Annotated in this window: 13 protein-coding genes and 1 pseudogene; 2 read left to right on the top strand and 12 right to left on the bottom strand. The window is 64.8% G+C overall.

Annotated features, from left to right (window positions below; all coding sequences use genetic code 11):
- From GOOTI_RS06890 to GOOTI_RS27225, 8 genes and pseudogenes are all read right to left on the bottom strand, one after another.
- A partial coding sequence (locus tag GOOTI_RS06890) for an ABC transporter ATP-binding protein (RefSeq protein WP_007237846.1) occupies positions 1–855 on the bottom strand: 855 nt, incomplete at its 3' end.
- Positions 852–1688, bottom strand: a complete 837-nt coding sequence (locus tag GOOTI_RS06885; protein WP_007237845.1) for an ABC transporter ATP-binding protein — start codon at positions 1686–1688, stop codon at positions 852–854. The genes GOOTI_RS06885 and GOOTI_RS06890, both read right to left, overlap by 4 nt.
- Positions 1685–2764, bottom strand: coding sequence for an ABC transporter permease (locus GOOTI_RS06880; RefSeq protein ID WP_039993685.1), 1080 nt, complete (start codon positions 2762–2764; stop codon positions 1685–1687). The genes GOOTI_RS06885 and GOOTI_RS06880 overlap by 4 nt, the downstream gene beginning before the upstream one ends.
- A gap of 124 nt (positions 2765–2888) precedes the next feature.
- The gene (locus tag GOOTI_RS06875) at positions 2889–3845 is read right to left on the bottom strand and encodes a VOC family protein (RefSeq protein WP_007237843.1); all 957 of its coding nucleotides are present in this window, start codon (positions 3843–3845) and stop codon (positions 2889–2891) included.
- A gap of 94 nt (positions 3846–3939) precedes the next feature.
- Positions 3940–5175 carry an acyl-CoA dehydrogenase family protein gene (locus GOOTI_RS06870; RefSeq protein WP_007237842.1) on the bottom strand — a complete coding sequence of 412 codons (1236 nt, stop codon included), beginning with the start codon at positions 5173–5175 and terminating at the stop codon, positions 3940–3942.
- Positions 5176–5252: 77 nt separating this feature from the next.
- Entirely contained in the window at positions 5253–5990 is a 738-nt protein-coding gene (locus GOOTI_RS06865) for an SDR family NAD(P)-dependent oxidoreductase (RefSeq protein ID WP_007237841.1), read from the bottom strand.
- Positions 5987–6769: a zinc-binding dehydrogenase gene (locus GOOTI_RS06860; RefSeq protein WP_007237840.1), complete on the bottom strand. Its 783-nt coding sequence runs from the start codon at positions 6767–6769 to the stop codon at positions 5987–5989. Before GOOTI_RS06860 ends, GOOTI_RS06865 begins: the two co-directional genes overlap by 4 nt.
- A gap of 85 nt (positions 6770–6854) precedes the next feature.
- A pseudogene (locus GOOTI_RS27225) lies at positions 6855–6989 on the bottom strand (alcohol dehydrogenase catalytic domain-containing protein); the annotation flags it as partial.
- Positions 6990–7294: 305 nt separating this feature from the next.
- Here GOOTI_RS27225 and GOOTI_RS06850 point away from each other — a divergent pair.
- Positions 7295–8284, top strand: a complete 990-nt coding sequence (locus GOOTI_RS06850; protein ID WP_007237838.1) for an AraC family transcriptional regulator — start codon at positions 7295–7297, stop codon at positions 8282–8284.
- A 109-nt stretch (positions 8285–8393) separates the two neighbouring features.
- Complete coding sequence (locus tag GOOTI_RS06845) at positions 8394–9044, top strand: alpha/beta hydrolase (protein WP_007237837.1); 651 nt, start codon at positions 8394–8396, stop codon at positions 9042–9044.
- Between the two features lie 75 nt (positions 9045–9119).
- On the opposite strand, the gene GOOTI_RS06840 is transcribed toward GOOTI_RS06845, so the two are convergent.
- The 4 genes from GOOTI_RS06840 to GOOTI_RS06825 form a co-directional block, all read right to left on the bottom strand.
- Entirely contained in the window at positions 9120–9959 is an 840-nt protein-coding gene (locus GOOTI_RS06840) for an SDR family NAD(P)-dependent oxidoreductase (RefSeq protein ID WP_039993680.1), read from the bottom strand.
- 2 nt (positions 9960–9961) lie between these two features.
- Entirely contained in the window at positions 9962–11668 is a 1707-nt protein-coding gene (locus tag GOOTI_RS06835; protein WP_007237835.1) for an NAD(P)-binding domain-containing protein, read from the bottom strand.
- Complete coding sequence (locus GOOTI_RS06830) at positions 11665–12114, bottom strand: cupin domain-containing protein (RefSeq protein ID WP_007237834.1); 450 nt, start codon at positions 12112–12114, stop codon at positions 11665–11667. The genes GOOTI_RS06835 and GOOTI_RS06830 overlap by 4 nt, the downstream gene beginning before the upstream one ends.
- Positions 12111–12636, bottom strand: a 526-nt coding sequence (locus tag GOOTI_RS06825) for an NAD-binding protein (RefSeq protein WP_007237833.1), incomplete at its 5' end; no start/stop codon positions are given. The genes GOOTI_RS06825 and GOOTI_RS06830, both read right to left, overlap by 4 nt.

The following is a 12636-nucleotide window of genomic DNA, read 5'->3' as shown; positions in this document are numbered from 1 at the left end:
CGCAAGCGAGAGCATCTTCTCCTCGATGGTCGCGGGAACTGTTGTCACGCCCGCGCGCATGCCTGCGTCGTCGAGGACCTGCTCGAGTCGCGCGGGGTCGGTGTCGACGACACGTATCGATGTTCCGGACAGGATCACAGGGACGTCGGCGTCGTTGAGCACAGAGAAGGTCTTCGCCCAGTCGTCGGTGTCGACCTGCACTGCTGTGGTGTCGCCGACGATGTCCGCCTCACTGCCCTGTGCCACGAGTTCTCCCGCCGACATCAGCAGGAGACGGTCGCACTCCTGCGCCTCCTCCATGTAATGCGTGGTCACCAGCACTGCGGTGCCGCGGTCCGATTCGCCCCGAATCGTATCCCACAGTCGCGCGCGTGAGAGCGCGTCGACGCCGGATGTCGGCTCGTCGAGGATTAACGCGTCAGGAGTGTGCGCCAGTGCTACCAGGAACGCGATCCGACGCTGGGCTCCGAGGGGCAATGAACCGACGAGCGTGTTCTGGTGTGCTGCGAGGTCCTCGGGGAGTTCCGGCACCGCGACGCCATACGCCCCGGTCGAGAATTCGAGGTTCTCGCGCACAGTGAGATCGCGATAGAGTCCGAGATTCTGTGGCACATAGCCCAATTGGGCTCGTCGGCCTTGATCGGGCGGTCCGTCGAACAGGGTTACCGAGCCATGGGTGGGTTGCACAAGCCCGAGCAGGATACGGATGAGCGTTGTCTTGCCTGCGCCGTTGGCGCCGAGCAGTCCGACGACCTCCCCGGCGCCGACACTCATCGAGACGTCGTCGACCGCCGTGAAGTCGCCGAAGCGCTTCGTCACCTGGTCGGCGGCGATCAGAGGCCGGTCGGCGGTCATCGAGCACCCGCTGAAACGAGTTGGCGCCGTAGTGACAGCGAGATCACGATGTCCTCCAGGTCGGGGTCTACGGTGGTGGCTCCCGCTGAGGGCCGCTCGGTTGAGTCCTCGGGCCAGTACTCGTGACGCTCACGTCCTCGACGCCACGACCACTCGCGTCGGATCGGGTGAGGTGACGAGGTGATGGTCCCGGTGAATCCCGCGCGCACGTCGGCGTACGAACCCTGTGCCAGCGTGCGACCTTCGTCGAGGACGAGTAGCTGTGGTGCACGTTCTGCCTCGTCGAGATAGGTGGTCGACATGATCACCGCCGATCCCGCTGCCGCGGACTCGGAGATCATGCGCCACAGATCGATTCGACTCACCGGGTCGACGCCGGTGCTCGGTTCGTCGAGGATGACAAGACGTGGTCGGTGAATCAGCGCCATCGACGTGGCGAGCTTGCGCCGCATGCCGCCCGAGAGCGCACCGGCCGGTCGGTCAGTGGCTACGGTCAGCCCCGCGCGCTTGATCATCTCGTCACGACGCGCGACGAGTTCGTCTCCCCGTAGGCCGTACATCTCGCCGACGAAATCGAGATTCTCCCGCACGGTGAGAGCGGCCCAGCACCCCGGGCCAGCCGGAAGATAACCGAGGTGTTGCTTGTCCGGGGACGTGATCGTTCCCGAGTCGCAGACCACCTCTCGCGCAAGAGCTCGCAGGAGCGTCGTCTTGCCGGCGCCGTCACCTCCGACCGCAGCCAGAATCGTTCCATCGGTGAGTTCGATCGACACGTTCTCGAGAGCGACGGTGTCGCCGAACCGAACGGTCACCGACGACGCTGCGGCGATCACGACGCCGCACCGCTAGTCGTATCCGCGTGCTCTCGTGCCGAAGCGGATGCGCGTGCATTGGGTGCGAGATCGCGACGGAAACGCAGTGTCGCGGCGGTGAACACGACGACGGCCATCACCGCCAGGACCAGCAGCGGGACCCAGAGCGAGCCGATCGAGGCGCCTCGGATCATGACACCCTGCGAAATCATCGTGAAGTAGGTGAGCGGGAGTAGGTACCCGATCCAGCGGACGCCGGCCGCCATGGCGTCGAGCGGAAAGATCATGCCCGACAGCAGGATTTGTGGCATGAGAAAGAGAAAAGCCGTTTGGATGGCCTGCCCGGTGGTCTGCGAGATGGTGGAGATCAGCACGCCTAGTCCGAGGACGACGAACAGGAACAGGGCGGCGCCGAGCGCGAAGACCCCGACGTTGCCGTTGAACGGCACACCGAAAAGCCACATTCCGAGCACGGTCACGATGATCATGTCGATGGCCGCGAGAAGGAAGTAGGGCGCGATCTTGCCGAGGATCACCTGGCTCGGCTTGATCGGCATGACGGCCAACTGTTCGAGGGTTCCTGCCTCACGTTCGCGTACCAAACCGATGCTGGTGACGATCGTGCCGATGAAGGTGAGGATGAGGCCGATGATCGCGGGGACCATGACCCACGAAGTCTTGAGTTCCGGGTTGAACAGCACGCGGACCTTGACGCTGTTGCCCATCTTGTTGAGCAAGCCCGACGTTGCTTGGGCGCCAAACAGATTCGATCCGTCGAGCAGTGCCTCGACGGTCGGTTGACCTGGTGTGCTGTGCCCGGTGACGAAGGCGGTGTCGACCTTGTTGTCTCGTAGCAGCTCGGTGGCGTCGGCTTCGGTGCCGTTCGTGTCGACGGTCGTGACGTCGAAATACTCCGGCAACGACTTCGCGAACTGCGTCGCCTGGGGGCCGACGACCGCAGTCGTCGACGACGACACGTAGAAGTTGGCCGCGTACCCGAAGATCACGAGCAGCAGCAGCGGTAGTACGACCAACATCGCCAGGGTGCGCGGATCGCGCCGCAACTCGCGGAATTCCTTCAAGATCATCGCTCGCATGTGGCGAGTGTAGGCACGATGACCGCCAAAAGTCATCAGATGATGAATTATTGTTACGGAGTGAACACGCAAACAGGGGCGACGGCTATGCGCCGTCGCCCCTGTAGGTCAGAACGTCAGGAGATCAGTCCTCGATCGTCTCCAGCTGTCCGAAGATCTCCTCGCGACGATCCTCGAACTGCGACGGGAGTTGGAAGCGCATGCCCAGTTCCTGCGGCGACTCGTCGCAGTCCCAGCCGCCGTCGGCGTGGGTGACGGCGATCTCGAACAGTGCCCCACCCGGCGAGCGCACGTAGACCGACTTGAAGTACTTGCGGTCCTTGAGCTCGGAGATGTCCGTGTAGCCGGCACCCTCGATCTCGAACTTCAGCTCGTCCTGGTTCTCTAGGCTCGACGCATTCCATGCGAAGTGGTGGTAGGTGCCTGCGCCGTAGCTCCAGGTGCCCTGGTCGGCGGTGCGGTTGCCCACCAGCTCGACCCAGTTGCCCACCTTCTCGTTGCCGACGCGGAATGCGGCGCGGTCGCCGTCCTCGATGATGTCGCCCTGCGAGTAGAAGACATCCTCGGCGAAGTCGACCATCCGGTCCGGGGTGTGGGCGTGGATGCCGACACCGTGGATTCCGTGGATGGCGTGCTCCTGCGGAACACCGTTGCCCGAGTAGCCCTCACGTGCATCGTTGTCGTTGGTGACAAAGACGTACTCCAGGCCCGACGGATGGCGGAATGCCAAGCGGCGCTGTCCGAACACCTCGATGTCCTGGACATCCTTGACGTCGTGCTCGGTCAGACGGGAGTGCCAGTAGTCGAGCGAGTTGGTGGGCACCGACAGCAGCACCTCACGCGCCTGGTTGGTGCCGGGCTTGCCGAAGCGACCCTGCTGCGCCCACGGGAAGGTGGTGATCACGCTGGACGGATCGCCGTTGGCGTTCGAGTAGTAGAGGTGATAGATCGGCAGCGAGCCGTCGAACAGCACGGTGCGCTTGATGAAGCGCATACCGAGTGTCTTGACGTGGAAGTCGACGTCCTCCTGTGCGCCTGCGACGGAGAGGGTGACGTGGTGCGAACCTTCGACAAAGGCCATTATTTCTTTCCTTTCAGTGGTGAAGCGAACTTCGTTCTGGTGGGTGAAGCGAACTTCGTTGTTATCCAGAGGTTTTTCAGTGGGTGATGGGTGATCAGGATGCGGTGGTGAGAAGTGCGGACCCGTAGATCGGAGCCGTGATGTCCTGGACGATCGTGTTCTGATGACTGTGCAGCATGCTGAAGTCGCGCCAGATCCGTTCCATGCGGGAACCGTTCACGAGGTGGCTGGAACCCGAGGTCTTCATGAGCGTGCCCTCGAGTACCTGCCACGCCGCTGCCTGCGCTGTGTAGGCGCATCGTCCGATTCCTGCGTCGTCGGTCAACGAGAACGACCCCTCGCCCTTCGCCGCACGTGTCGCACACTCGGTGAACTGTTCGGCGGCGGCGTCGAGCGTTGCCTCGGCCACCTGCAGTCGCGTTGCCGCATCCGCGTACCAGAGTTGGTAGGTCGGGTTCTCCGACCGAAGCGTGATGGGCGGCAACGCAGTCCGCTTGGTCGTGATGACCTCCCGGTACTGATCGAGGGCGCCGAGCGCGCCACCGACGCCGAGGCTCGCGAGTTCGAGCGTGAAGGTCGACAGCCCCCGGCCGTTGTAGATCGGGTTCTTGTGCAGTGCGTACCCGGGAGTGCCGCCGTCGACGGCGATGTCGGTGATCGCCTGGCCGAGGAGTACGTGCGAATCGGGGACGAATCCGTCGGTGATCTCGACGGTGTGCGAGCTGGAGCCCTTGAGTCCCAGTGTCTTACCCCAGTCGTCGCGCACGGTCCAGATGTCTCGCGGAGCCATGAACACGCTCAGCGGACCCTGACTGCCGTCCTCGTTGACCGGGAACACGTGGCCGAGGAAGTGGGTGGAGTACGCGCCGCCGGAGGCATAGGGGAAGACACCGTTGACTATCCAGCCGCCGTCGACCTTAGTCATCCTTCCGCCGGGAGCCGACGTACCGCACGCTGCCGTATGCGCGCTGGCGAAGAACTCGCGTTGCGCCTCCTCGGGCCACCACGATGCCATCCACAGCACGTGCGCCGAGGCGAGACAGAAGCCCCAGGCGGTGCTCATGTCAGCGCGCGCGATCTCCCGAACCACCTTGAGGTAGGCGGCGATCGGAAATTCGTAGCCGCCGAAAGTCCTCGGCCGCAGCATGTTGTAGAGGCCTGCGCGCATGAAGGCAAGATGCAGGTCCTCGGAATAGAAGGTGCGCGCCTCCGTCTCGGGTGCTTCCTCGCGGATCTGCGGGGCGAGGTCGGCGACTACGGCTAGCGCCTCGGCGACCGTGAGATCCTTCGGCGGATCGACGACGGCGACTTCTCTTGGTGGGATGGGCATCTGGACTCCTATGCGGATGGGTTCGGGTTGGTGAATGTGGGTGCTGGTGGGCGCGGGGGCTATTGGGTGACGGGGGACTATTGGGCGACGTAGCCGCCGTCGCAGGCGAGTTCAGCGCCGGTGACGTACGCGGCGTCGTCGCTGGCCAGGAACGCGATGGCCGCGGCGACTTCGGTCGGTCGACCGACACGCGCCATGGGGATCACCGGTGCGAAGACGGAGTCGTCGGCCCCACCGAGCATCGCGGTGTCGATGAAGCCGGGATGGACGGAGTTGACGCGGACACCGTCGGGCGCCCACGCGACCGCAGTGCCCTTACTCATGCTGCGGAGTGCGCCTTTGGCCGCGTGATAGGCGGGTGACACCGTTGCGGTTCCGACGAATCCGAACATGGAGCTGACGTTGACGACGGAGCCCCCGGTCTCCTTGAGTGCGGGGCCGACCGCCTTCATCCCGAGAAAAGCGCCGGTCTGCAGGACGGCGATCACGTGCTCATAGCTCTCCCGCGTACTCTCTTCGATCGTGCGGAGGTCGCCGATACCCGCGTTGTTGACGAGCGCATCGATGCGGCCGTGCTCGACGAGTGTCTGCTCGACCACCGCGTCCCAGCCGTCTTCGTCGGTGACGTCGAGGGTGGCGAACGACCCGCGCGAGAACGGGACTCGCAGTTCCTTGGTGATCTGTTGTGCGTCGGCGTCATTGATATCGGTGGCGATGACGAGGGCGCCCTCGTCGGCGAGGCGCTGAGCTGTTGCGCGGCCGATTCCTCCCGCCGCTCCGGTCACGATGGCGACCTTCCCGTCGAATCGATTCACTGTGCTTCCTCACTCTGTGCTTGCGTGTTGAGCCGGACGATTCCGGTGATTCCCTTGCGATTTCGCATGTCGTCGAACGCGGTCTCGATGTCGGCCATCTCGTAGACGTCCGTGACGATCGCCGACGGATTCAGCGCACCTGTGTCGAGCATCTCCGCGAATCTGGGGATCATCGAGATGATGTCGCCGCCGCCGGTCTGGGAACTCAGAATTCGCTTCGACCCGATCGCGAACTCGTACCCGTGCAGGGTGACCGTGGCACTGGGGCTTTCCATTCCGGTCGGCACGACCGTCCCGCCGCCACGCGTCATCGCAAACGCCTGCTCCATGGCTGCGGTGCGCCCGGCGGCTTCGAGGGCGACGTCGACGCCGCGTCCGTCGGTGAGTGCCTTCACCTGCGCGACGGGATCCGACTCCTCCGGGTCGACGAGGTCGGTGGCCCCGAGTTCGCCTGCGAGAAGGCGCCGGGACTCGATGGGCTCGACGGCGATGATCTGACCGGCACCGGCAAGAACTGCAGCCTGGATCATCCACAGTCCGAGATGCCCGCAGCCGAGAACCGCCACCGAATCTCCGGCCCTGACCTGCGCGACGTCGAATACTGCCCCGAGACCCGAGACGATGCCGCAGCCGAGCATTGCCAGGTGCTTCGGATCGGCGGCGCTGGACACGACGACCACGTTGGATTCGCGGTAGATCATCTCTTCGGCCATGGTCGCGACCCCGCCGTCGGCATGGACAGCCCGACCGTCGGAGTCGGTGCCGATGACCCGGGACATGCCGTCGAAGATCTGCTCGCAGGCGCCGGGGGGCGTCGTGCTCGCAGTAATAGCAGTGGGTGCACTGGGCCGACCCGACAACGATCACCCGGTCGCCGGCCGCGACGCGGGTGGTGTCCGGTCCGACCGCCACGACGGTGCCTGTCGCACTGTGTCCGGGGATGAGCGGAAACGGGGTGAGCCCGTCGCCGCCGACACTCAGGGTGTCGGTGATGCACATCGCCGCCGCGTCGAGACGGACACGCACCTCGCCTGCCTCCGGCTCCCGAAGGGTCACGTCGATCACCTCGAGCCTGCCCGCCTCGGGAACGACGACTGCCTTCATCGGAATCCTCCAGAAAGTCTTGGTGGGCGCGTGGTCCCTGTGCTGATCAGTGGGGGTGACATCGCCCTGATTGCGTGTCACACTCGAAGCTATTCGTGACCGGCATCACTGCCATCACGGATGTGTGCACACCGATGTTGTGGATGCGAACACCCTCACAGTGAGGACGTCAGCGTCCGTGGCGAGAAAGAACTACTGCAGTGACAAAGATTTGCGACGACGCAAGTCGAGAGCGAGAAGCCCACTCGGCCGTCTGGTCGGGCGATCACGATCTCAGCGTCGAGGAGTGGGGTCCGGCGATCGCCGCGCTCACCACCCGATTCGACGTGCGGCCCGATTCGACCAGCGACTTCCACGGCAGACTTCGGGCGCACGTGGCCGACGGAATCGGGCTGTGCGACTTGGAAACCGGCAAGCACGAGGCCTATCACGACCCGGCAGGACGTGACGGCGCGACTCCCGTCCACATGCTCTCGTTGCAACTGAACGGCCACGCCACGATGGAAGTCGACGGCCAACAATGCGTGTTCCGGCCCGGAGATATCGGCTTCTACAGCGCCGACCGCGTCGGACTCGTGGCCAGCAGCGACGACTACCGCAGTCTGTGCCTGACGCTTCCGTCGAATGCCATCAGTATTCCGATCGACTACATCCGGCATGTGCAGGCGCGCACGCTGGGACCTGAGCGTGGATTGACACCCGCGGTGGCGGGGCTGCTGATTTCCCTCAACGAGACCCTCCCGAAAGTCGGTCCGGCCCAACGGTCCAGAGCTCTCCGCAGCGCGGTCGACCTCGCTGTGACGCTGGTCCTGCAGGAGGTCGGCGAGTCGGTGATCCCGAAGGACCCGACGCAGCGGCTGCGCGAGCAACTGTTCGCCTACATCGAAGATCACCTCGACGACCCCGAGTTGGACGTGAAGCAACTCGCTGACGCCCACTATGTCTCGGTTCGACAGGTGCACAACGTTTTTCGTGGTGCCGGACAGACAGCCGCCGAACGAATCCGGACACGACGGATCGAACTGGCGCAACGCGAACTCGCCGACCCTGCCCAGCTGACGGTGCCCGTCGGGCAAATCGCGATGCGCTGCGGCTTCGCGAATCCCTCGCATTTCGGCAACCTGTTCAAGGAGCGGATCGGCGTCACCCCGGCCGCCTACCGCGCCTCTATACATCCGGGACTCGGCTGACCCCTCGCAACCGTGCGCGTCCACAACAGATCGGTGCGCGAACGCAACAGGGCGCGATGATCGACGCGGGATACGCTCACGAATCACCGACTAGTGGACGGAGCGCAGCGTGGCGTCGAACCCTCATCTTTCTTCTCCGTTGATCGAGTGGGGCGCCGAGCCCTCCGATATGACGACCGCCGTACTGGCCGTGCACGGGCGTGGGCAGAGTCCGGACTTCATGAGGGAGCAATCGCATCGACTCGATGTCGCAGATGTACGGTATTTCGCACCTGCCGCCGACGGCGACTCGTGGTATCCCCGACCGTTCCTCGAACCGATCGATGCCAATCAGCCGAGTCTCGACCACGCCCTCGATACCATCGATGCACGCGTCGACGCGCTTGTCGAGTCGGGGATCGATACCGCGCGGCTCGTCGTCTGGGGCTTCTCACAGGGCGCGTGTCTGCTGGCGCACTGGGCGCTGACGCGCCCGCGGCCCGTCGGCGGGATCATCCTGTTCACCGGCGGGTACATCGGACCTGAAGAGGTTGTGGCGCAGCCTCAGTCGCTGAACGGTGTTCCTGTGGTGGTGCGCAGTATCGAGCACGATCCCTTCGTGCCGCCCGAGCGGGTCATGCAGACTGTCGCCGCGCTCCGCGCAGCTGGGGCCGATGTCGACGCCCTGATCGTTCCGGGCGAGGAGCACATCATCACCGATGAGGCGATCGACGCCGCACGGACGTTGTTGTGTCGCGAGGAGACCATCTCGCGCACCTAGTGGCCGCGACAGAAACGTGCTCCGCGGTGCCCGGAATCCGGGGCCGCGGAGCACGTTTTTCGTCTGCGGTGTGCGCTACCGACTGCTTGCCGCTGCACCGTGCCGGTGCAACAGATCGAGATCGGTGACCGAGACGTCCCACAAGCCCGCACCGCCCGCGTTGCGATTGGTGTTCTGGATGTTGGCGCCCCCGTCGACCGAGAGGATCTCGCCGGTCACGTACGTGGCGTCGTCGCTGAACAGGTAGGCCACCGAACCGGCGATCTCCTCTGGACGTCCCGGCCGTCGCAGCGGTGAGGTACCGGCGCGACGGATCATGTCGTCGCGCCCTGCAGGGCCGAAGATCTGCGTCGGGACGATACCCGGCGCGATGCCGTTGACCCGCACTCCGATGGGGCCGCCGTAGACGGCTGCGCCGTGGACGAGCCCGATGACGCCGTGCTTCGACGTCGTGTATGCCAGCAGATCGTTGCTGCCGCGCAATCCGGCGATCGACGAGGTGACGACGATCGCGCCGTGCCCACCCGTCTTGTGGAACTCGCGGAACGCGCCACGAACCCCGAGAAACGGGCCACGGAGGTTCACGGCCATCACCGCATCCCACTCGTCGACAGAGACGTCGACCAGGGGGGCAGTCGATCCCGCGATACCGGCGTTGAGAAAGTGGAAGTCCACCGCGTCGAATCGATCGAGCGCGGCGGCGAGGTAGCTGTCGACGCCGCTCTCGGTGGTCACGTCTGCGCCCACCCCGATCGAGTCGGTCGACAGCGCAGATGCGACCTCACGTGCTGCGGCTTCGTCGAGGTCGACGGCGACGATGTGCACACCCTCGTCGGCGAGGCGGACGGCGGCAGCGCGCCCGAGACCACCTGCGGCTCCGGTGACGACCGCCACCCGCCCCTTCAATCCGGTCATGGTCATGAGTGTGAACCTCCGATGGCATCGGGCGACGACGCCGACCGACGTGACCGACGGTCGAGTTCGTCTGCGAGAATGGGAAAAGCGGTCGTCGCGGACTGGAAGCCCAGCGCGCTGGAGATCTCCATCACTTCAAGGATCTCCTCCTTCGTCGCGCCGTGGTGAATTGCGTTGCGAATGTGTAGCTTCCAGCCTTTGACGTAGAGATGTGTCGCGGCAGAGTCGAATGCGATGTAGATCAGTTCTTTGACCTTGGGCGAGAGGGACCCCGTGCGCCACGGCAATGCCGAGAACTCGGTGTACGCCTCGAACATCTCGGGATCGAGTTCGAGGATCTCGTCCCAGAACTCATGCCAGTAGCCGCGCTCGGTGGTGAACTGCTCCTGCAGGGACCGCTGGTATGAGGTCAGTTCGGCCGGCGTGTCGCGCAGACCCTCCTCCTCGAGCACCTCGGTGAGCAGGGGCACACCGATGTTCATCGCGTGGATACCGAGCGTTGCGGTCAGCTTGATGGTTTCCATGATCTCGTCGGGCGTGGCCCCGTGGTCGAGTGCGGCCCTGATGTGTTGACGAACGCCGGGGCTGTGCAGATGCGTCGCGGCGGCGTCGACCGCGAGGTAGATCAGTTCCTTGGTCTTGTCGTCGAGATGGTTCTTCTTCCACGGAACCTCGGCGAGGTCGGCGTAGGCGGCGAGAAAGGTCGGCCGCAGGTCGAGAATCGACTGCCAACCGTCGTCCCAAGTCCCATGAATATCCCGAATGCGTTGAGCGAGCGCATTCTTCGATGCTTCTGAGTCCGCTGCGGAATCATCGGCCACGGGATCGTCGACGTTGTTGTCGATCCAACGTGCGATCTCCGTGTGGTCGGCGCCCGGTTCCAGTTGGGTCTGGGCACGTTCCCACATCGCGACCGCCTGCTCGCCGAGGAGCGCGGGCGCCCCCACCTTGGCGGCCAGATCGGTGGCGATCTTCATGTCCTTGAGCATCAGCGCGAGCGCGAAGCCGGAGTCGTAGGTGCCGGGGAGAATGAAGTTCGGGTACTTGTTGTCGGTCGAGCCGCTCCGGCCGCTCGACGTGTTCACCATGTCGATCAGCACCGCCGGATCGAGTCCGAAGCGCTGTGCAGCGGCTGCTGCCTCTGCGGTGGCCAACAGGTGTGTGGCCGAGAGCAGGTTGTTGATCGCCTTGATGGCGTGCCCGGCTCCGACGTCGCCGCCGAGTCGCGGGGTGCCCAGCGACTCCAACACGGGGCGGACCGTGTCGAAAGCCTCGGGGGAGCCGCCAACCATGATCGTGAGCTTGCCGTTCTCTGCGCCCTTGACCCCACCGGAGACCGGTGCGTCGACCAGGGTCACGTCGGCTGCGGACAACGTCTGTGCGAGTTCGCGAGTCGACGCCGGATCGGACGAGCTCATGTCGACGACGACACTTCCGGGCGCGAGTGCAGCAGCGTCGAGCAGATCCCGGACGACGGCTTCAACGACCGTGGAGTTGGGCAGCATGAGGATGACCACCGACGCCGCCCGTGCCGCCTCGACGGCCGTGGCAACGCCGGTACCACCGTTGGCGGTCAACCGATCCCGAGCCGCGGGGTCGAGGTCGAAGCCGGTGACCCGATATCCGGCGCCGATCAGACGCGCAGCCATCGGGGAGCCCATGTTTCCCAGTCCGATGAGTGCGATGTCGGGAAGGACCTCGGTGCTCATCGGAGCGCTCCCACGCTGCTCTGGTCGGATGAGTTCGTGTCGGCCGCAACCGCCTCGACCGTCTCGGCCGCCGCCACGAAGTCGGCGTCGTCGAGTGGGTCGGCCCAGGTGGTGACTCCCAGGGAGATGGCGGTGTGCGTCATGAACGACTCGGCTCCCGCACCGTGCCAGTGTTTCTCACCGGGTGGGCACCAGACCGTGTCGCCGGCCTTGAGCCTGCGGACCTCGGTTTCGGTCCCGATCAGACCTTCGCCTGCCAGGACCTGCAGGATCTGGCCGTGCTCGTGGTGATGCCAGAAGGTGCGCGCCCCGGGAGTGAAGTTGACCGAGTTGATGGTGATCCCGTCGGTGGCGGGCATGGTCAGGTAGTTGTACACGTTGCCGGTGAACTTCGACCCTGTCTTGCCTGCGGTGCCCGAGTGGTCGACGGAGTGAATGAGTTTCATGCGTTGTCCTCGTTCGTGGTGGGTTGTAGGCGAACGTTCCCGGAGAGGTCGCCGATCGCGTCGACGACCGTGTTGCTGATGCGGTCGGCGTAGCCGAGTTGGATCGCGAGGCCGAAGGCGGCAACCGGTGCGGACGAGTTGGGACTCGTGACGCCGAGACCCGCGGCCAGATCGCAGTACGCGAGGACGTCTTTCATCATCAGCGAGTTGGTGAGACCGCCTTCGAGGTAGTCGCCGTGGATGATCTTCGGGAAGCGGTTCTGGGTCGCGAAGTTGACGCCGGAACTGCTGTTCAACACGTCGAGCAGTACGTCGAGGTCGAGCCCGGCCTTGCGTCCGGCGACCATCACCTCGGCTGTCGCCGACAGCGAGATCGCGTTGAGGAAGTTGTTCAGCAGCTTCACGGTGTGGCCCGCGCCGACGTCGCCGCAATGAAAGACCTTGGCGGAAAAGAGATCGAGGATCGGGCGTGCGGATTCGAGAACGTCCCGCCGACCGCCGACCATGAGGGTCAGCGCGCCC

The organism is Gordonia otitidis NBRC 100426, assembly GCF_000248075.1.
In the GTDB taxonomy this organism is placed as follows: domain Bacteria; phylum Actinomycetota; class Actinomycetes; order Mycobacteriales; family Mycobacteriaceae; genus Gordonia; species Gordonia otitidis.
The sequence above is the reverse complement of the archived record's forward strand: the minus strand, read 5'-3'. Positions and strand labels throughout refer to the sequence as shown.